The organism is Ralstonia sp. UNC404CL21Col, assembly GCF_000620465.1.
GTDB lineage: Bacteria > Pseudomonadota > Gammaproteobacteria > Burkholderiales > Burkholderiaceae > Ralstonia > Ralstonia flatus.
The window spans coordinates 1,501,099-1,520,836 of the sequence record NZ_JIBE01000004.1; the positions used below are offsets into that span (position 1 = coordinate 1,501,099).

Sequence of the window (19,738 nt, forward strand, 5' to 3'; positions counted from 1 at the left end):
ATCTTGTCTTATCAGTCGACCCTGCCGCTCGAACCCACTGCCGCCCACGCGGATGTGCTGGCCCTCCTTCGCATGTTGCCCGGGCGGGAGGGCCACTGGGACGAGCTGCGTGACGCCACCGGCGCGTTGCGCGAACCGTGGCGGCAGTTTTTCGAGCATGTGCGCGACGGGGGGATCGGCGGCCTGGTCGGGCTGGAGCAGGCCCGCGCCTCTGTCGCACAGCAGGTGCGCGACAACGACATCAGTTACAACGTCTACGCCGACAAGGGCGAGCCGCGCCCGTGGGCGCTCGATCTGCTGCCTTTCCTGATCGACCACGACAGCTGGGCCGTGATCGAGCAGGGGGTGATGCAGCGCGCGCGGCTGCTCAATGCCATCGTGGCGGATACCTACGGGCCGCAATCGTTGCTCGCGCAGGGGCTGGTGCCGCCCGCGCTGGTGTTCGGCCATCCTGGGTACCTGCGTGCGGTGCGCGGCTTTACGCCGCCGGGCGGCCAGTACCTCCACATCGTGGCAGTGGACTTGGGGCGGACGCCCAGCGGCGACTGGATGGTGGTCGGCCACCGCACCGAAGCCCCTTCGGGCCTTGGCTATGCGCTCGAAAATCGGCTGATCGTCTCCAGCCTGTTTGCCGATGCCTTTCGTGAGTTGCGTGCTACGCGCCTGGCGCCGACGTACTCACAGCTGATCAGCACGCTGGCCGCCGCCGCGCGCACCACCATGTCCGACGACGAGCCCGGCGATTCGCCGCACATTGCGCTGCTCACGCCCGGCCCTTTCAGCGAAACCTATTTCGAGCACGCCTTCCTGGCGCGATACCTGGGCGTGACCCTGGTGGAGGGCAAGGACCTGACGGTGCGTGGCGACAAGCTTTACCTGAAGACCTTCAACGGGCTGGAACGCGTGCACGCCGTGCTGCGCCGCCTGGACGACGTGTTCTGCGATCCGGTGGAGCTGCGCGCCGATTCCACCATCGGCGTACCGGGCTTGCTGCAGGTGATGCGCGCAGGCAACGTGATGGTGTCGAATGTGCCCGGCGCGGGGTTTGTCGAATCGCCGGCCATGCTGGGTTTCTTGCCGGGGATTGCGCAGGCGCTGCTCGGCGAGCCGCTCGCCTTGCCCAGCGTGCCGACGTGGTGGTGCGGCGAGGCATTGGCGCGCGATGAGGCGCAGGCCCGCCTGTCTGCCGGGCTGCTGTTGCCGACCTGGCCCGGACACTACCCCGACGGCCCACCTGGTATGGCAAGCGGCCCGCAATCGCTGGCCGACTGGCGTGCACGCATTGACAGCGCGCCGGACACCTTCACCGTGCAGGTCCCGTTGCCGTATTCCTGCACGCCCCGCTACGAGGCGGGCATGCTCGCGGGCCGGCCTTCCGTGTTGCGCGTGTTTGCCATTGCGGATATGGCCGGCGGCTGGCACGTCATGCCCGGCGGTTTTACGCGTCTGGCGGCCGAGCGGCAGGCTTCGGCGTCGATGCAGATGGGCGGCAGCAGCGTCGATACCTGGGTGTTGTCGAATCAGCCGCAGCCGGCTGCGCCGTTTTCCTTGCTGCCATCGCCGATGCGGCCGGCCGATCTTGCTCGCAAGCACCGTACGGTGTCGAGCCGCGCGGCAGAAAACCTGTTCTGGTCCGGCCGCTATGGCGAGCGCGCTGAAAACGGCGTGCGCCTATGCCGCCTGATTCTCGGCTCGCTGGAGGCCAACGACGCCGACACGATGTTCGGCACGCTGACGGAGCTGGCGGCGGAATGCGGCCTGATCTTCACCGCCGATGTGTTCGCGCGCAGCAGCCCGAGCGCGTTTGAGCGCGCACTGGTGGCGGGCCTGAGCGAGCAGTCGGGCACGGCCGGGATCGGGCAATGCCTGGCCGCGCAGGCGCGCTCGTCGGGTGAGGTGCGCGGGCGTCTGTCGAACGACCATTGGAGAACCATCCTCGCGGCGCGCAACGATTTTCGTGATGGGCTGGCCAACCTCACGGCCGAAGGCCCGCACGACCGTGTGGCGCTGGTCGATCTGCTCGAATATCTGGCGACGCAACTCTCCGCCATCAGCGGTGCGCAGGGTGACCGGATGACGCGTGACGAGGCGTGGCGCCTGCTGTTTGCCGGCCGCCATATCGAGCGCGTGTGGGCCATGGCGACGTTCCTGCGCGTGATTGCCGAGCAGGGCAAGCTCGCCACCGCCGAGGGTTTTGACCTGCTGCTGCAACTGTTCGACAGCACGCTCACCTACCGGTCGCTGTATCCGGGGCGGCTGGAGGTGCCGGCGCTGCTCGACCTGCTGGTGGTGGAGTCGACCAACCCGCGCGGGCTGTATGGCGTGTACGACCGGCTGCGGACCAAGCTGGCGCAGATCGAACGCGCCGCTGCCCCGATGTCCGCCCAGCGCCGCCCACCGTTTGCCGACCTGATGCCCGCGGTCGATGTGCTCCCCTCGCTGGAGGCGCTGTGCGAAGCCGATGCCGACGGCCGCTACGCCAACCTCATCGCCCTGTGCGACAAGCTGTGCGACTACGTGGCCGCCGCCTCCAACGAGATCAGCGCGCGCTACTTCAGCCACGCCAGCACGCCAACCGCGCAGGTGGCCTGATGGATGCACGCGCGGCGCTGCTGACGGTATCGCACAGCACGGTCTATCACTACGCAACGGCTGTCGAGACGGCGCAGCATCTGGCAACCATTCGCCCGCGTGCGTGCCAGTGGCAGGAGGTGGTCGAGCACGCCGAGCAGATCGAGCCTGCGCCTTCGTATCTGACCAGCCGCGTCGATGGCTTTGGCAACGACGTGCTGTATTTCTCGCTCGATACGCCGCACGACAGCCTGCGCATGACCAGCAAGACGACAGTGCGCCTGCAGCCGCGCTGGACCAATCTGGACCCGGCCGCCACGCCGGCCTGGGAGTCTGTCGCGCAGCGCCTGCGGTATCAGGCAGGTTCGGTGTTCTATCCCGAGGCCGAGTTCTGCTTTGCCTCGCCCAACATTGCGCTGAGCCCCGAGCTGGAGCGCTACGCACGTGCAAGCTTTGCGGCTGGCACGCCGGTCGTGGCCGGCGCCATCGACCTGATGCATCGGCTGCATGCCGACTTTGAATACGCGCCCACCGCGACCGCTTTCGATACACCGGCCACGCAGGCGTTTGACCTGCGCCGGGGCGTCTGCCAGGACTTTGCGCAAGTGATGATCGGCTGCCTTCGCGCGCTGGGGCTGCCCGCACGCTATGTGAGCGGCTATCTGCGGACCGAGCCACCGGCCGGGCAGCCGCGCCTGATTGGCGCCGATGCCTCGCACGCGTGGGTGTCGGTGTTCTGCCCGCAAAGCGGCTGGGTCGATCTTGACCCGACCAACGACGTGCTCGCCGACCTGGACCACGTCACCCTCGCCATCGGACGCGATTACAGCGACGTGTCACTGCTGCGCGGCATGATCCTTGGCGGCGGCGAGCACCAGGTTGACGTGGCGGTCAGCGTGCGGGAAGTGACGACTGATGAGTGATGAGTAACGAGTGATGGCCGCCTGAAAGTGGGATCGGAAGGCGGATTGGCAGCGCAGTGGGGGCATCATGAAAAAGGACATCTCTTGGCAAGATCTGCCCGACCCGGCAGACGTGTCGGGCGTCTTCGCCTTTGCCATGTCGTTCAACGGCTATGAAGAGCTGGGCTCGTTTGAAGCCTGCACCAGTGCCGCGCGCGAACGACGGCGCGCATCGCTGGTGGATTTGCGCAACGAACTGTTCTGCGCCGCACGCGCGTCGCGCCATACCGGTTCCATCGGCTATCTGGCGACATACGAAGCGTTGCTTCCGCTCTTTCAGCAGATGTTGGGCGCGCCCACGACCAATGCTTAGTCAGGGGTGGGCCGCCAACTCCTGTGCGGGGTGCCGGCGCCGTTGCGCGCCGGGGTGGGCTTCGGGCAAGCGATCGGTACCAAACAGCTTGCGGCGCAAGGTGCCCGGCGCATACGCGGTCTTGTAGACACCGCGATTCTGCAGCTCCGGCACGACCAGGTCGATGAAGTCCGCATAGCTTTCCGGCGTGACCGTACGCGCCAGGTTGAAGCCGTCGATGTCGGTCACCTCCATCCACTGCTGCAAAGCGTCCGCGACCTGCTGTGGGTCGCCGACGATGGTGGCGTAGCGGCCCCCCAGGGCGAGTTGATCGAGCAGGCGCCGCACGGTGAACTGCGTGTCGCCGCCGGTGGCGCGGCGGATGGATGACTCGATCGCATTCGTCTTCACCGCACGCAGCGGGTCGTCCAACGCATAGGTCGAATAGTCGACGCCGGAGCCCGCGGAGAAATGCGCAAGACCGGCTTCCGCGCTGGCATAGCGTTGGTATTCGGCGAGTTTTTCGCGTGCAAGCTTTTCAGTCTTGTCGACGACGACGGTGATGCCCATGAACACTTTGACGTCATCCGCCCGGCGCCCGGCCTGCACGGCAGCCTGACGCAACTGCGCCACCTGATCGCGCGTGGCCGATTGGCTCTGGCCCGACAGGAACACGCACTCCGCATGCTGCCCGGCAAAGGTCTGCCCACGCGCGGACGAGCCCGCCTGGAACAGCACCGGCGTGCGTTGCGGCGACGGCTCGCTCAAGTGGTAGCCCTCCACGTCGTAATAGCGGCCGTGATGCCGGATGCGGTGCACTTTGTCGGGCTGCGCAAACACGCGTGCGGCGCGATCACGCAGCACCGCATCGTCTTCCCAACTGCCTTCCCACAGTTGGTAGACCACATCGAGAAACTCATCGGCGCGGTCGTAACGCTCGTCGTGTGCGATCTGCTCGCGCAGGCCCATGGCGCGTGCGGCGCTGTCCAGATAACCCGTGACGATGTTCCAGCCGACGCGGCCTTCGGTCAGGTGGTCGAGCGTGGAGAAACGCCGCGCAAACAGGTACGGCGCCTCATAGGTCAGGTTGACGGTCAGGCCAAAGCCGAGATGCTCCGTCACGCCCGCCATGGCCGACACCAGCATCAGCGGATCATTCACCGGCAGTTGGATCGACTCGCGCAGCGTCAGGTCGGCAGACTGCTGATACACGTCGTACACGCCAACGATATCGGCGATGAACAGACCGTCGAACAAGCCGCGTTCAAGCAGCCTGGCGAGGTCCGTCCAATAGCTGAGCTTGCGGTAGTCGGCCGATGTATCGCGCGGATGGGTCCACAGCCCGTGGTTGATGTGGCCCACGCAGTTCATGTTGAACGCGTTGAGCAGGATCGGTTTCTTGGACATCGCGGTCAGATGGCGAGGCTGGTGAGGGCGGGCAGGGTGTCGGCAGGGCGTTGCAGCAATACGCCCAGAATCTCGCGCCGCCATGCGTCGTACAGCGGTACGTAGTTGCGCGTGTCGATGCCGGCGGCGCGTTCGTTCAGCGCCCACGATTCGCGCAGGTAATCGCCGAGCAGCACTTGCAGCCTGTCGTCGGCTTCCAGCACTTCGCTTACAAGCTGTTCGCGCTCGCCATCCGACGCGGCGTCGAGCCGGTCGTGCCACCACTCGGTGATGAGGATGCGGTGCACCTCCTCGTCCGGCATGATGCGGTTCTCGGCAAAGTCGCGGTTGGCAACATCGAGCACGCGCGACGTGCGCCGGTTGACCTGCAGCCGCGCGAGGATGTGATGCTCGTAGTGGAATTCCCACGCGAGAAACGCGGCCTGGCTTGTCAGCGGGTAGTCGCCAAGGACATCCCAGTGGTGCCGCACATCCCGCGTGATGCGTTCGATCTGGTCATGTCCGGACAGCACGCGAATACGCTCGCGCGAGGCCACTGCGTGAAAGCCGTCATCGCCGATCTGGCGCGACAGCGCGAGCTGAAAGTCGGGCGTGTCGCGAAACAGCCGGTCCAATCCCGCGCTCGCCAGTTGCACGATGAACAGGTCGTGCGCGGCGTTCCACACCGCGTAGTCGATCACGCCTTCGAGTTCTTCCGCCGTCTGTGCGTCGCGCGGCGGTTCCGTGCGCGCGGGCGGCAGGTGCGGCGCATGCACGGCGGCAACGCGGTCGAACAGGTCTTTTTCCAGCGCGGCGCCGTAGCGCGTGTGGGCGGTGGCTATTGTTTCGAGATGGGCTTGGGTCATGCTGACATCCTCGTCGCGGAGGGTCACTCCGGTTGATGGGCATGCACCCGCTGGGTGAGCGGGTGCAGCGAGGCTGTCATCGTTGCATTGAAGCTTGCGCTGGCAAACGAAGCGTTGCGCATGTCGTCAGACGCTGCACGCACATGGCGCGCTTTAGAGGCCGTTCTCCACCATTTCAACCACGCGCAAGGCGATGGCGCCGGTTTGCTCCGGCGGGCGGCTGCGCAGGGGCCCGTCGATGATGAGCAACGCGAGCCCATGCACGGCAGACCAGGCAAGATATTCGGCGCCGGGCCGGCGCTCGGCAGGCAACACACCTGCAGCCGTCATGCGATCCAGCGCGAGGCTCAGCAGCTGGAACGGGTTGAGCCCGCTGTCGCCTGCCTTGGCGGGGTCGGCGTCGTTCTCCACCTCGTCGGGTACGGCGAAGGCGGTGCGGAACAAGCCGGTCTCCATTTGCGCAAAACGCAGATAACCCACGCCGATGGCCCGCAGTGAAGCGCGCGCCTGTGCGTCGGCCGGCCACGTGGGGTCGATGGCATCCAGTTCGGCCTCCATGGCGCGTGCGAGCGCCGCGAGTGACGCTGCGCGTACCCCCTGCAGTAAATCGAGCCGCCCGGCGAAGTGGCGGTAAGCGGCATTTGGCGCGACACCGGCACGGCGCGTGGCCTCGCGCAACACGATGGCGTCCGGCCCGCCGGCACGTGCCAGCTCAATGCCTGCGTCAAGCAGCGCGCGCCGCAAGTCGCCATGGCGATACGTTGCGCGCACGGGCGGGCGGGGTGGTTCCTGGGTCATGCGATGAAACTCCGCAAAAGCGATGTGGACACTGTCCATTATGTCTGCTATCGTTTGTGGACAGTGTTCACAAATCAACAGTAGGTGCTGTCACGCAGGATGCCAAGCACTTTCAGGAGGTCGATATGACAAACGCGAGCGAGGCCGCGGGCGATGCATCGCAGCTGCGTAGCCTGATTGAAGCGTGGGCAGAAGCTGTGCGCGCCAAGGACATCGATGCCGTGATGCGTCACTACGCGCCGGACGTCGTGGTCTTTGATGTCATGCCGCCGTTGTTTGTGAAAGGCGCAGAGGCGTATCGCCGTCACTGGCAGGGTTGGTTCGATGCGCTGGAGGGTCAGGCGGATTTCCAGTTTGTCGAACTGCACCTCGAGGTGAGCGGCGACCTGGCCTATTGCTTCAGCGTGAATCGCCTGCGTGCGCGGTATCGAGACGGTGCAAAGCACGATGCGCAAACGCGCGCCACCGTGTGTTTTCGCAAGATCGATGGGCGCTGGCTGGTGGTTCACGAACATGCCTCGGTTCCCATGCCCGTACCCGAGACCGCTTGCAGTTGAGTTCAACGAAAGCGTCGAACGTAAGAGTCCAACGAAAGGCGAGCAAACGCTTTCCCAACCGCGCGTTCAAGTTGCCCGGTGCGCGGCTTTGCAGTCCCCCCAAGTCCACCCCAAGGAGTTGTGATGCAAGTTCAACCGTATCTGTTCTTCGAAGGTCGTTGTGAAGAGGCGCTGGAGTTTTACAAGAAGACGCTCAGCGCCAAGGTCGACGTGGTGATGCACTACAAGGACGCGCCCAAGGACGCGCAGCCTACGGCGGAGCAATGTGGCGGCATGGCACCCCCGCTCGACAAGGTCATGCATGCCGCCTTCCGCGTGGGTGAAACCCAGATCCTCGCCTCTGATGGCATGGCCGGCGGCAAGACGGATTTCAAGGGTTTCGGGTTGTCCGTGAGTGTGGCCGACAACGCCGCGGCCGAGCGCACATTCAAGGCGCTCGGCGATGGCGGCCATGTCACGATGCCGATGTCCGAGACGTTTTTCGCCCACGCGTTCGGCATGGTGACCGATCGTTTTGGCATCACGTGGATGGTGATCGCACCCAAGCCGATGTAATGGCCGTGCGTATGAAAACGGCCGCCGCACGGTGGCCGTTCTACGCAAACTCGTAGTCAGCTTGCCTTGGCGCTGGGCCGTGGCCCGGTGCTAGACTGCGCGGTCACCGGGGCCTGATCAATATCAACGAAACCCCCCCGGGGTTGACGATCGGCTGTTCCCGCCGCGACCCTTTGCATGGCCTGCGCAAAGGCGTCTATTCACCTGCTGCCCCATCTGTTGGAGCGTTCTTCATGCTGAAGATCATTGCGATCGTCATCGTCGTTGCGATCGTCGCTGTGCTGGGTTTTGCGGCCACGCGTCCGGACACCTTCCGCGTGCAACGCGAGATCGACATCAAGGCGCCGCCTGAAAAGGTGTTTGCCTTGATCGACGATTTCCACCGCTGGACAGCGTGGTCTCCGTGGGAGAAGCGTGATCCGGCGATGAAGCGCACCTATGGCGGGCCCGTCAGTGGCAAAGGCGCGAACTATGCGTGGGATGGCTCGCGGGAAGTTGGCGCAGGGCGCATGGAGATCGTCGATGCAGCATCGCCCAGCCGCATCCAGATTCAGCTGGATTTCCTGAAGCCGTTCGAAGCGCACAACACGGCGGAATTCACGCTGAAGCCTGCCGGCGACGGCACCCGCGTGACCTGGGCCATGTACGGCCCGAGCCCGTTCATCTCCAAGGTGATGGGCCTGTTTTTCAGTATGGACGCGATGATCGGCAAGGACTTTGAAGCCGGTCTCGCCAACCTCAAATCGGCGGCGCAGTCCTGAGCGACATTCAGGCGCAGCAGCCAAGCATAGGAGTGATTCCATGACGCATGGCATCGACGAACGCAAGCGTTGGCTTGCCCTCATCGTGCTCTGCCTGGGCGTGCTGATGATCGTGCTGGACACGACCATCGTGAACGTTGCGCTGCCGTCCATCCAGGCAGACCTGGGCTTTACCGAAACCTCGCTCGTATGGGTGGTCAACGCCTACATGCTCACGTTTGGCGGCTGTCTGTTGCTCGGCGGGCGATTGGGTGATCTGTTCGGGCATCGCAAGCTGTTCCTGCTGGGGCTGACGCTGTTCACGCTGGCATCGGCCGCATGCGGGCTGGCGAATTCGCAAGGGCTGCTGATTACGGCGCGCGCCGTGCAGGGGCTGGGCGGCGCGGTGGTGTCGGCGGTGTCGCTGTCGCTGATCATGAATCTGTTCACTTCGCCAGCGGACCGGGCCAAGGCAATGGGCATCTACGGCTTTGTCTGTGCGGGCGGCGGCAGCATCGGGGTGTTGCTCGGTGGCCTGCTGACGAGCACGTTGAGCTGGCACTGGATCTTCCTGGTCAATCTCCCGATTGGCGTGGCGGTGTACGCCGCCTGCGTGGCGTTGCTGCCGGTGGGCAAGCCGTTGGCCGATCGCACAAAGCTCGACGTGGCAGGCGCGATTGCCGTGACCGCATCGCTGATGCTCGCGGTGTACGCCGTCGTGCACGGCAACGAAGCCGGTTGGACATCGACGCAGACGCTCACGCAGCTGGGCATTGCCATTGCGTTGATGATCGCGTTCCTGGTGATCGAATCGCGCGTGTCGCATCCGCTGATGCCGCTGCATATGTTCGCGCTGCGCAACGTGGCCACGGCCAACGTGGTGGGCGTGCTGTGGGCGGCGGCGATGTTCGCGTGGTTCTTCATCTCGGCGCTGTACATGCAGCGCGTGCTCGACTACAGCGCGATGCAGGTGGGGCTGGCCTTCCTGCCGGCCAACATCATCATGGCGGTGTTCTCGCTGGGGTTGTCGGCCAAGCTGGTGATGCGCTTCGGCATCCGCGCGCCGCTGTCGGTGGGTTTGCTGGTGGCAGGCATTGGGCTGGTGCTGTTTGCACGCGCGCCCGCGGGCGGCAGCTTTGTGCTCGACGTGCTGCCCGGCATGCTGTTGCTGGGCCTGGGCGCCGGTGTGGCGTTCAACCCGGTGCTGCTGGCCGCCATGAGCGATGTGGCGCCCGATGAATCGGGCCTGGCGTCCGGCGTGGTCAACACGTCGTTCATGATGGGCGGCGCGTTGGGCCTGGCTATCCTGGCAAGTCTGGCTGCCGCCCGCACCGAAGGTCTGGCTGCGGCAGGGGCCGATGCCACGACGGCACTCAATGGCGGGTATCACCTCGCGTTCCTGCTGGGGGCAGTTGCCGCCGTGCTGGGTTCGGTGCTGGCGGGCGTGTTTGTGCGCACGCGCACGCAAGGCGCCGGGCAGGGCGAAGCCTCGTCGGCAGCGCCAATCTGAGTCACAGAAAAGGAACCTGAGGAGCAGGGCGCACCGCATGCCTCACACGAGGCATGCGGTGAAAACCGTTATTGACCGACCGGTCGGACGGTTTATAATCGATCCATCCAAAACACGGTGCGCATGACGTGCCGTGCACATGCCGCGCCAGCGGCCGGAGGATCGCATGTACACCCAAAGCCTCGACCTGCCCGGCGGTCTGCCTACGGAGCAGGAACTGGCCGCCGCCTCTCAAGGCGAAGCCGATTTGCAGGCGCGCTTCGATGCACGCATCGGGGCCGACCACAAGATCGAGCCGCAGGACTGGATGCCGGCGCCGTACCGCAAGACGCTGCTGCGGCAGATTTCGCAGCACGCGCACTCCGAGGTGGTCGGCATGCTGCCCGAGGGCAATTGGATCAGCCGCGCGCCGTCGCTCAAGCGCAAGGCCATCCTCCTCGCCAAGGTGCAGGACGAAGCGGGCCACGGCCTCTATCTCTATTCCGCCGCTGAAACGCTCGGCAGCTCGCGCGACGAGATGATCGACGCGCTGCACGAAGGCCGCGCGAAATATTCGTCGATCTTCAATTACCCGACGCTCTCCTGGGCAGACGTGGGTGTGATCGGCTGGCTGGTCGATGGCGCGGCGATCATGAACCAGGTGCCGCTGTGCCGTTGCTCTTACGGCCCGTATGCGCGCGCCATGATCCGCATCTGCAAGGAAGAGTCGTTTCACCAGCGCCAGGGCTATGAATCGTTGCTGACGATGATGGGCGGCACGCAGGCGCAGCGCGACATGGTGCAGGAAGCCGTCAACCGCTGGTGGTTTCCGGTGCTGATGATGTTCGGGCCGCCTGACACCGCATCGCCCAACAGCGCGCAGACCATGGCCTGGGGCATCAAGCGCATCTCGAACGACGATCTGCGGCAGCGTTTTGTCGATGCCACCGTCGAGCAGGCGCGCGTGCTCGGCGTGACGCTGCCCGACCCCGGCCTCACGTGGAACGAAGCGCGCGGCCATTACGATTTCTCGCCGCTCGATTGGTCCGAATTTAAGCGCGTGCTCGATGGTCACGGCCCGTGCAACCGCGAGCGCCTTGCCACCCGCAAGCGTGCACACGAAGAAGGCGAGTGGGTGCGCGAAGCCGCGCTGGCCTACGCGCGCAAGCAGGCCGAACGCGCTGCCGCCAATCAACAAGCTGCCTGAACCGGAAGGAACCCACCATGCATCAACACGAATGGCCGCTGTGGGAAGTGTTCATCCGCAGCAAGCAGGGCCTGGAGCACAAGCATTGCGGCAGCCTGCACGCCGTGGACGCCAAGCAGGCGCTGCAGATGGCGCGCGATGTCTACACGCGCCGGCAGGAAGGCGTCTCCATCTGGGTGGTGCCGTCGGCCGCTATCACCGCCAGCGAGCCCGACGACAAGCCCATGCTGTTTGACCCGATGGCCGACAAGATCTATCGCCACCCGACGTTCTATCGGCTGCCCGATGAAGTCAACCACATGTGAGCCGCGGTGATGACTTCCCACGCGCATCTGCAATACATCCTTCGCCTGGCCGACAACGCGCTCATCCTCGGCCAGCGCAACGCGGAATGGACCGGCCACGGCCCCGTGCTGGAAGAAGACATCGCGCTGTCCAACCTCAGTCTTGATCTGATCGGCCAGGCGCGGTTGCTCTACACGCGGGCAGGGCAGATCGAAGGCGAGATCACAGGCACACCGCGCACGGAAGACGACTATGCCTATTGGCGCGCTGAGCCCGCTTTCCGCAATTACACGCTGCTCGAGCTGCCCCATGCCGGGCCGCTGGTCGCGACATCGGCGACGACGCGCGACTACGCCGTCACCATCGTCCGCCACTTCCTGTACGCCGCGTTGATGGTGCCGCTATGGGAAGCGTTGACGCGTTCGACCGACGCCGAGCTGGCCGCCATTGCCGCCAAATCCGTGAAGGAGATGCGTTACCACCTCGCCCATACGCGCGACTGGCTCGTGCGCTTCGGTGATGGCACCGACGAATCGCATGCACGTGCGCAGGCCGCGCTCGATTGGCTGATGCCGTACACGAACGAATTTTTTGCCGCGGACGACGTTGAAACGGCAGCGGCCGAAGCCGGCATCGGCGTGCGTCCGGCAGACCTGCGCGACGCATGGGAGGCGACGGTGCGTGACGCGCTGGATGAGGCCACGCTGCGCTGGCCCGAGCCCGGCCCCTATGTCAGCACCGGCAAGCACGGCGTGCATTCCGAGCATATGGGCTATCTGCTGGCCGAGATGCAGGGATTGGCGCGCCAGTTCCCGGGGGCATCGTGGTAAGCGAGCGATTGCAGCGCGCGCGCATCGCGCTGGAGGCCGTCACCGACCCGGAGATTCCCGTGGTGACGATTGCCGAACTGGGCATCCTGCGCGATCTCCAGCTCGACGATGCCGGCACACTGGTCGCGACGATTACGCCCACGTATTCCGGCTGCCCTGCCATGGAGCAGATTTCCGATGACGTGAGCCGGGCGTTGCAGGCAGCGGACGTGGGTGCGTATCGCGTGCGTTCGGTGCTGTCGCCGGCATGGACCACGGATTGGATTACCGCTGAAGGGCGCCGCAAGCTGCGCGACTTTGGCATTGCCCCGCCGGCGCACGTGGCGGACGACGGCGGGGCTCGCCCGATTCGTCTCACGCGTCCCGCGCAGGCCGAGCAGATCGCCTGCCCGCAATGCGGGTCGCACGATACAGCGCTCATTTCCGCCTTCGGCTCAACGGCCTGCAAAGCGCTGTACCGCTGCCGCGCGTGCCGCGAGCCGTTCGACTACTTCAAGCCTTACTGAGCCCACCGGGCACGACCGCCATGACCCCGCAATTCCACCCCTTGCGTGTTGCCGAAGTGCGCGGCGAGACGGCCGATACGATTTCCGTGCGCTTTGACGTGCCGAATGACCTGCGCGATGCGTACCGCTTTACGCAGGGGCAGTTCCTGACGCTGCGCGTGCCGCCGGGCCAATTGCCCGGACATGAAGAACTGCGGCGTTCGTATTCGATCTGCTGCGCCGTGCAGGACTACGACGCGCACGGCGAGTTGCGTGTCGCGGTCAAGCGTGTCGATGCGGGGGTCTTCTCCAACCACTTGCACGATCGCATCCGCGTGGGCCAGACGCTCGATGTGCTGCCGCCGGATGGCCGCTTCTACGTGCCGCTCGCGGCCGAAAGCGCGCGCCACTACGTCGCCTTTGCGGCCGGCAGCGGCATCACGCCGATCCTGTCGCTCATCAAGACGACGCTGGCTGCGGAGCCGCAGAGCCGCTTCACGCTGGTCTACGGCAATCGCAGCATCGACAGCATCATCTTTGGCGAGGCACTCGAAGACCTGAAGGACCGCTATCTCGATCGCTTCGCGCTGTATCACGTGCTGTCGCGCCAGGCGCAGGAGATTGCGCTGTTCAACGGCCGGCTCGACGGTGCGAAGGTGCATGCGTTTCTGGACACGCTGATTCCGCCCGACGATATCGATGCCGCTTTCATCTGCGGCCCGTCGACGATGATCGATGCCGTGGAAGCCGCGCTGCTCGAGCGCGGTGTGCCGCGCGAGCGCGTGCATGCCGAACGCTTTGGCGTACCGGTGGGCGATGCGACGACAGCGGCCAAACCACGCAAGCATGCCGCCGTCGCGGGCGATGTGGCGCTGACCGTTGTGCTCGACGGCAAATCGCACGAGGTGCCGATGGCGGGCGACGCCAAGGTGCTGGACAGTGCGCTGAGTGCGGGGCTGGATCTGCCCTATGCGTGCAAGGGCGGCGTGTGCTGCACGTGCCGCGCCAAGGTGCTGGAAGGCCGTGTGGAGATGGAGAAGAACTTCACGCTGGAAGACTGGGAGATCCAGCAGGGGTTTGTGCTGACCTGCCAGGCGCGGCCGCTCACGCAGCGCGTGGTGGTCAGCTACGACGAGCGTTGAACGTCAGCCCTTCTTGCTGTCCGGGCCGCCGAGCCCGCCGAGCCCGCCGAGCCCGTTCTCCAGCATGTCGATCACCATTTCCGCATAGCCTTCATACGAAAGCGGCCCGTCGGGTTTGAGCCAGGTGAAGGTCCAGTTCATCATGCCGAACAGCATCATCGTGATGGGCGTGCGGTTGGCCTCGTCCACCTTGCCCGGGTAAGCCGCCCCGAGCTGTCGGCCCACCGCGGCCACCACGTCGCGTTCACGCGCGAGCACGATGTCACGCTGCTCCGGCGCCAGGTATTTCACATCATTGAGCAAGGCCACATGCCGCGTGCGCGATGTGGCGTATTCGGCCAGGAACGTACGGATCAGCAGATGCAGCGTGGCGCGTGCCGAGAGCTTGGCGTGGCGCGCGTCGCTCTCGGCGCGTTCGACCAGATCGGCCAGCCGGCGCGTGTAGCGGTCGAGCAGGTCGAACAGGATGGCTTCCTTGCCTTCGTAGTAGTGATACAGGCGCGATTTGGAACCGCCGCACGCAGCGGCCAGCTGGTTCATCGACACGCTCGGGTAGCTGTCGGCCGCAAAGGCTTCGGCGGCGGTGTCGAGCACGCTTTCGCGGCGCAACTCGAATTCGTCTTCGTTCTTGACGCGGGACATGGCGGGCGGCACATCGGTTGGATGGCCGCCATGTTAACCGGCTGCGTCGCGGTGTGTCGATGCTGCATTGATGCTGCAACAAGGCGTCAGACGGTTTCGTGCACGCCCAGGAAATCCAGCACGGCTTCAACAAACGCGTCCGGCTGCTCCACGTTGGCGAGATGCACGGTGTCGAGCAGGCGCAGTTGCGCGCCCGGAATGGCGGCGGCAATTTCCTCGCCGTGGCGGGCAGACGTCACGGTGTCGTGCTGGCCGGCAATGACGAGCGTCGGATGCGTGATCAGCGTGATCGTGCGGCGCAGGTCGGCATCGCGCACGGCTGCCCAGCCGCCGATGATGCCCTCGCGCGGCGTTGCCAGCAGCGTGCGTCGGAACGGCGCAACGGCCGGGTCATTGGCCTCGAGCATGCGCGCCGGAAACCAGTTGCGTAGAAACGTTTCCGTTGTTGCCTGCATGTCGGGCGCTTGCTGAAGCTCGGCGATGGCCTGATCGAAATACTGCGTCGGGCCGATGTGCGCGGCCGTATTGGAGAGGATCAACCGGTCGATGCGTTCCGGCACATGGATCGCCAGCCACTGCGCCACGATGCCGCCGAGCGACAGCCCCAGCATATGCACGCGCTGGATGCCCAGCGCATCGAGCAGCTCGACCACGTCACGACCGAGCCGATCGATCGAATAGGCGCCGGCTGGCGCATCCGAAGCGCCGTGGCCGCGCGCGTCGTAGCGCAGCACGTGGAAGTGTTCGGCCAGGCGCGGCACGGTCACGTCCCACATGTGCAGGTCGGTGCCGATGGAGTTGGACAGCAGCAGGACGGGCTTGCCGGCGGTGCCATCAAAGCGATAGGCGAGGCGTGTGCCGTCACCGGCGGTGAAGAAGGAGAGGTCGTTGCGGGTGGTCATGTCGGGCTCCTGAGAAAGACGGTGGAAACGATTGGGATGCCGTCATCCTAGAAGCCGACGCGGTTGGCGGATACTATGAAGTTTTGACGAACTTTGTAGGTTTTGCCGACAATGCAGAACTTCACGCTTCATGAGCTGCAGTGCTTCGACGCGGTGGTCACCGGTGGCAGTTTCCAGGCGGCAGCCGAGCGGTTGCATCGCTCGCACCCGTCTGTGTTTGCGGCGGTCGCCAAGCTGGAAGAACAGTTGGGTCTAAACCTGCTGGATCGCAGCGGTTATCGCGTGCGCTTGACGGAAGCGGGGCGATCGTTCCACCGCAAGGTGCAATCGTTGCTGCGTGAGAGCGAGGAGCTGCGGACCCACGCAAAACAGCTCGCGATGGGCGAGGAGGCCGAGCTGCGCGTGGTGCTGGGTGACCTGTGTCCGCTGCAGCCCGTTCTGGCACTGCTGAGTCAATTCTTCGGCCAGTGCCGGCAAACGCGGCTGCAATTGCAGTTCGAAGCGGTCACCGGGCCATGGGAGCGCTTGCTGGAAGACGATGCGGACCTGATCGTGCACCGCGTGCCGAAAGGCGACGTGCGCATGGAGTGGATCGACTTGGGCAAGATCGCCATGGTGCCGGTGGTGGCGCCGGGGTTTTTGCCGTTCGCCATCACGTCGGCCATCACGCCTCAGCAGATGCAGCGCTTCATGCAGTGCGTCATCAACGATTCCGCACGGAACCCGCCTGAGCAATCCCATTACGTCATCGACGGTGCGCCGCAGTGCGCCGTGCCGGACCAATTGATGAAGAAAGAGTTGATCCTCCACGGCATGGCGTGGGGGCATCTGCCGCGTTTCCTGATCGAGACGGAGCTGCGCGAGGGGACGTTGCTGTCGATTGCGGGGCGCCATTTTCCCGGCATGGTGCAGGAACTGGTGGTCGCGCGCCGGCGCGATCAGCCGCATGGGCCGGTCGCCAACCGGCTGTGGGACTTCCTTGGCGACCACGCGCCGGTGCTCAAGCCGGCGTTGGGCCGTATGCCACGTCAGGGGGCCGCGGCCGGCCGAAAGCGCGTGTAGTTTGCAGACACGTCCATGCCTGGGCAGGCTCGCCATCTAGTCGGCTTGGCGGAGTGCCCGCCGCGCGGTTCCGGACTATAACCATTCATGCCCGACCCTTTCACGGGCAAAGGTGGTGAATGATGAGCACACATGGCACCGATCAGGTTTTCTCGGGTTCCATTCCCGAGCTGTACGACACGCTGCTGGTGCCGCTGATCTTCGCGCCGTATGCGCAGGACATGGCCGCGCGGGCGGCGGCATGTCAGCCGCTGCGCGTGCTGGAGGTGGCCGCCGGTACCGGCGCGGTGACGCGTGCCTTGGCGCAAGCACTGCCGGCCACCACCGAGATTGTGGCGACCGATCTGAACCCCCCAATGCTAGAGCGTGCGGCGGCCGTGGGCACATGCCGGCCCGTCACGTGGCAGCCGGCGGATGCGCAGCAACTTCCGTTTGCCGACGGCAGTTTCGATTTGGTGATCTGCCAGTTTGGCGTGATGTTCTTTCCGGACCGGCCCAAGGCCTTTGCCGAAGCACGACGTGTGCTGACGGCGGGCGGCAAGCTGCTCTTCAGCGTGTGGGACCGGATCGAAGATAACGACTTTGCGAATGCGGTGACGAAGGCGCTGGCGAAACGCTTTCCCGAAAACCCGCCGATGTTTCTCGCGCGCACGCCCCATGGCCATTACGATCCGGCGCCGATTCAGGCCGACGCCCGCGCGGGCGGCTTCACCGCCGAGGTCACGTACGACGTTGTCACCGCATGCAGCCGGGCAGACACCGCGCGCACCGTCGCCACCGCCTATTGCCAAGGCACGCCGGTGCGCGCCGAGCTGGAGGCGATCGGTGGCAATGCACTGGCCGACGCCACTGACGTGTGTACCGATGCGTTGGCCGCCCGGTTCGGCGCAGGGCCGGTCGAAGGCAAGATCCAGGCGCTGATGTTCAGCGTGACAGCCTGAAGCGGGCGATCAAGCGGCTTGCTTGGTCGCGCTCATGTAGTTGCGGTTGTAGTTGAGCACCCGGCCCGTGGGCAGGTCATAGCCGACGCGCCCCGTCAGGGTTTCCAGCGCTCGGCCATACAGGTGGAAATGGCGGGTGGGTGTGTTGCCCAGCACGTGGATGCTGTGGATGTCGTCGTCGAGGAACGTGATGGGCGTGCCGGGCTGTACCACGACTTCGCGCGACAGGGCCAGTGTGGCGCGCTCGGGGTCGCGGCCGTCGTCGGTGCGTGTGTAGACGCGGTTCAACTCTTCGCCTTCGAGCGCCACGATGACGGCCCACGTGGTGTGGTTGTGCGGCGGCGTGGTCTTGCCCGGGTTGATGGAGTTCAGGTACAGCGCGAAGGTCTGATCGGGCTCCACGTGCAGCAGGTAACGGCTGGAGGCATCGGCATCGCCCGCAGCGGGCGGCGGGAAAGCGTCGAGCGGGAACAGCGCTTCCTGTGCGGCAAGTTCATGCAGGCGATCGGCAATGCGCGCAAGCGATGCCTGCGTAATGCCATCTTGCGCGGCAATGGCGCGGATGGCGACGAGGGTCTGGCGGACGGCGTGGTCGCGTTGCTGGGCGAGGCTCATGGCAGCTCAAAGCGGATCGGTGAAGCACTCAGTGTAGGGCGCCGGCAGCGCACGACCAACGCAGCATCCTGCATATGGTTAGACGCATCGGTTCGTTCTCGGGCGCGGGGTGGCGTGCCTAACATGGGCCCCTTCAGAAATACGCGAGGCCTGCATGACACGCTCTTCCATCGACGCCCATTCCAACGCGCCGGATGCCTCGGGTTCTCTTGCAACACGGCTCATCCACGTAGGCAGCCCGCCGTTCGTGGAGGGCACTGCGCCGGTCAACGTGCCGGTGGAGCGCACCAGCACCGTCCGCCATGCCAGCACCGCCGCGCAGCATGACGTCCACGCGCGCCGCAAGGCCGGCGAGAACATCGCTAGCTATGGCCGCCACGGTTCACAAACGCATCGCGCGCTGGAAGATGCGCTGCTGGCCCTTGAAGGCGGCGTGCGCGCGTTCCTTGTGCCATCGGGCTTGTCGGCGATTTCGCTGACGTTCCTGGCGCTGTTGTCACCCGGTGACCACGTGGTCGTGACAGACAGCGTGTATGCGCCCGTGCGCCGGCTCGACACTGGTCTGCTGCAACGCCTGGGCATTGAACTGACCTATGTGGACCCGCGCGACGGGCAACTCGAAGCGGCCATCCGGCCGCACACGCGGCTCATCTATACGGAATCGCCGGGGTCGCTGCTCTATGAAATCTATGACTTGCGTGCCATCGCCCGAATAGCGCAACGGCACGGCATCGCGCTGGCCACAGACAACACCTGGGCGTCTGGCATTCTCTTCCGGCCGCTCGATGCAGGTGCGGACATTTCAATCCTGGCCGCCACCAAGTACGTGGCCGGACATTCCGATGTGATGCTGGGTGCCGTCATTGCCCGCACCGATGCCGTGGCCGCGCGTATTGCCGCCGCACATGATGTGCTCGGCCTCACGATCGGCGCCGATGATGCTTATCTGGCGCTGCGTGGCGTGCGCACGTTGCCGGTGCGCATGGCCCAGCACCAGCGCAATGCCACGCGCGTGGCGCAGTGGCTGCAGGCGCAGCCGGGTGTGGGGCGCGTGTTTTATCCGGCATTGCCGGGTGACCCGGGTTACGCGCTGTGGCAGCGGGATTTCTCGGGCGCCAACGGGCTCGTTTCATTCGTGCTGGAAGGCGCGGATCAGTACGCCGCAGAACGGGTCGCCGATGCGTTGCGGTTGTTTGCGATTGGAGCGTCGTGGGGCGGGTACGAAAGCCTCGTCACCGTGGTTGCGCCCGAAAGGCTGACGGACCACGCGCAATGGGATCAAGCCGGTGCCGTGCTGCGTCTGCATGTCGGTCTGGAAGATGCCGATGACCTGATTGCCGATCTGGAGCAGGCGCTGCAGCATGCGCCCGTGGCCGCGCTGCATGCGATTGGCGGCTGAAGGTCACAGGTC

General features: G+C 65.3%; 21 protein-coding genes. 15 read left to right on the top strand and 6 right to left on the bottom strand.

All coding sequences use genetic code 11. The annotated features are described in order from the left end of the window. Window positions 1-3: 3 nt before the first annotated feature. From N511_RS0114865 to N511_RS0114875, 3 genes are all read left to right on the top strand, one after another. Window positions 4-2,592, top strand: a complete 2,589-nt coding sequence (locus N511_RS0114865; RefSeq protein WP_027680036.1) for a circularly permuted type 2 ATP-grasp protein — start codon at window positions 4-6, stop codon at window positions 2,590-2,592. Beyond that, window positions 2,592-3,494: a transglutaminase family protein gene (locus N511_RS0114870; protein ID WP_027680037.1), complete on the top strand. Its 903-nt coding sequence runs from the start codon at window positions 2,592-2,594 to the stop codon at window positions 3,492-3,494. Before N511_RS0114865 ends, N511_RS0114870 begins: the two co-directional genes overlap by 1 nt. A 67-nt stretch (window positions 3,495-3,561) precedes the next feature. Further along, window positions 3,562-3,846 carry a hypothetical protein gene (locus N511_RS0114875; RefSeq protein WP_027680038.1) on the top strand — a complete coding sequence of 95 codons (285 nt, stop codon included), beginning with the start codon at window positions 3,562-3,564 and terminating at the stop codon, window positions 3,844-3,846. Here the strand turns inward: N511_RS0114875 and N511_RS0114880 are convergent, their stop codons facing one another. The 3 genes from N511_RS0114880 to N511_RS0114895 form a co-directional block, all read right to left on the bottom strand. Next, window positions 3,847-5,232: an LLM class flavin-dependent oxidoreductase gene (locus N511_RS0114880; protein WP_027680039.1), complete on the bottom strand. Its 1,386-nt coding sequence runs from the start codon at window positions 5,230-5,232 to the stop codon at window positions 3,847-3,849. It lies immediately after the preceding gene. A 5-nt stretch (window positions 5,233-5,237) separates the two neighbouring features. After that, the gene (locus tag N511_RS0114885) at window positions 5,238-6,077 is read right to left on the bottom strand and encodes a hypothetical protein (protein WP_027680040.1); all 840 of its coding nucleotides are present in this window, start codon (window positions 6,075-6,077) and stop codon (window positions 5,238-5,240) included. Window positions 6,078-6,230: 153 nt separating this feature from the next. Beyond that, on the bottom strand, window positions 6,231-6,875 hold the full coding sequence (locus tag N511_RS0114895; protein ID WP_027680041.1) for a TetR/AcrR family transcriptional regulator: 645 nt from the start codon (window positions 6,873-6,875) through the stop codon (window positions 6,231-6,233). 125 nt (window positions 6,876-7,000) lie between these two features. Between N511_RS0114895 and N511_RS0114900 the strand changes: the two genes are divergently transcribed. The 9 genes from N511_RS0114900 (at window position 7,001) to paaE (ending at window position 14,165) form a co-directional block, all read left to right on the top strand. Then, window positions 7,001-7,432, top strand: coding sequence for a YybH family protein (locus N511_RS0114900; protein ID WP_027680042.1), 432 nt, complete (start codon window positions 7,001-7,003; stop codon window positions 7,430-7,432). A gap of 123 nt (window positions 7,433-7,555) precedes the next feature. Continuing rightward, on the top strand, window positions 7,556-7,987 hold the full coding sequence (locus N511_RS0114905) for a VOC family protein (protein WP_009239862.1): 432 nt from the start codon (window positions 7,556-7,558) through the stop codon (window positions 7,985-7,987). 233 nt (window positions 7,988-8,220) lie between these two features. Continuing rightward, window positions 8,221-8,748, top strand: a complete 528-nt coding sequence (locus N511_RS0114910) for an SRPBCC family protein (protein ID WP_027680043.1) — start codon at window positions 8,221-8,223, stop codon at window positions 8,746-8,748. A gap of 40 nt (window positions 8,749-8,788) precedes the next feature. Beyond that, window positions 8,789-10,237 carry a DHA2 family efflux MFS transporter permease subunit gene (locus N511_RS0114915; RefSeq protein WP_004635038.1) on the top strand — a complete coding sequence of 483 codons (1,449 nt, stop codon included), beginning with the start codon at window positions 8,789-8,791 and terminating at the stop codon, window positions 10,235-10,237. Window positions 10,238-10,403: 166 nt separating this feature from the next. After that, entirely contained in the window at window positions 10,404-11,423 is a 1,020-nt protein-coding gene (gene paaA / locus N511_RS0114920; protein WP_027680044.1) for a 1,2-phenylacetyl-CoA epoxidase subunit PaaA, read from the top strand. A gap of 17 nt (window positions 11,424-11,440) precedes the next feature. Then, window positions 11,441-11,728: a 1,2-phenylacetyl-CoA epoxidase subunit PaaB gene (paaB, locus tag N511_RS0114925; RefSeq protein WP_004635034.1), complete on the top strand. Its 288-nt coding sequence runs from the start codon at window positions 11,441-11,443 to the stop codon at window positions 11,726-11,728. A 9-nt stretch (window positions 11,729-11,737) separates the two neighbouring features. After that, on the top strand, window positions 11,738-12,538 hold the full coding sequence (paaC, locus tag N511_RS0114930) for a 1,2-phenylacetyl-CoA epoxidase subunit PaaC (protein ID WP_027680045.1): 801 nt from the start codon (window positions 11,738-11,740) through the stop codon (window positions 12,536-12,538). 23 nt (window positions 12,539-12,561) lie between these two features. Further along, window positions 12,562-13,044 (top strand): 1,2-phenylacetyl-CoA epoxidase subunit PaaD, encoded by a 483-nt coding sequence (paaD, locus tag N511_RS0114935; protein ID WP_037026940.1) that lies wholly within the window; start codon window positions 12,562-12,564, stop codon window positions 13,042-13,044. A gap of 20 nt (window positions 13,045-13,064) precedes the next feature. Continuing rightward, on the top strand, window positions 13,065-14,165 hold the full coding sequence (paaE, locus tag N511_RS0114940; RefSeq protein WP_027680047.1) for a 1,2-phenylacetyl-CoA epoxidase subunit PaaE: 1,101 nt from the start codon (window positions 13,065-13,067) through the stop codon (window positions 14,163-14,165). 3 nt (window positions 14,166-14,168) lie between these two features. Here the strand turns inward: paaE and N511_RS0114945 are convergent, their stop codons facing one another. Together N511_RS0114945 and pcaD are read right to left on the bottom strand one after the other, a co-directional pair. Then, window positions 14,169-14,807, bottom strand: a complete 639-nt coding sequence (locus N511_RS0114945) for a TetR/AcrR family transcriptional regulator (RefSeq protein WP_027680048.1) — start codon at window positions 14,805-14,807, stop codon at window positions 14,169-14,171. 86 nt (window positions 14,808-14,893) lie between these two features. Then, window positions 14,894-15,709, bottom strand: a complete 816-nt coding sequence (gene pcaD / locus N511_RS0114950; RefSeq protein WP_027680049.1) for a 3-oxoadipate enol-lactonase — start codon at window positions 15,707-15,709, stop codon at window positions 14,894-14,896. Window positions 15,710-15,820: 111 nt separating this feature from the next. Between pcaD and N511_RS0114955 the strand changes: the two genes are divergently transcribed. Together N511_RS0114955 and N511_RS0114960 are read left to right on the top strand one after the other, a co-directional pair. Further along, window positions 15,821-16,771: a LysR family transcriptional regulator gene (locus N511_RS0114955; RefSeq protein ID WP_027680050.1), complete on the top strand. Its 951-nt coding sequence runs from the start codon at window positions 15,821-15,823 to the stop codon at window positions 16,769-16,771. Window positions 16,772-16,893: 122 nt separating this feature from the next. Then, complete coding sequence (locus N511_RS0114960) at window positions 16,894-17,712, top strand: class I SAM-dependent methyltransferase (RefSeq protein WP_027680051.1); 819 nt, start codon at window positions 16,894-16,896, stop codon at window positions 17,710-17,712. A gap of 9 nt (window positions 17,713-17,721) precedes the next feature. Here the strand turns inward: N511_RS0114960 and N511_RS0114965 are convergent, their stop codons facing one another. Beyond that, entirely contained in the window at window positions 17,722-18,327 is a 606-nt protein-coding gene (locus N511_RS0114965; RefSeq protein WP_027680052.1) for a cysteine dioxygenase family protein, read from the bottom strand. A 154-nt stretch (window positions 18,328-18,481) separates the two neighbouring features. Between N511_RS0114965 and metC the strand changes: the two genes are divergently transcribed. Then, entirely contained in the window at window positions 18,482-19,726 is a 1,245-nt protein-coding gene (gene metC, locus N511_RS0114970) for a cystathionine beta-lyase (RefSeq protein ID WP_027680053.1), read from the top strand. Window positions 19,727-19,738 lie beyond the last annotated feature (12 nt).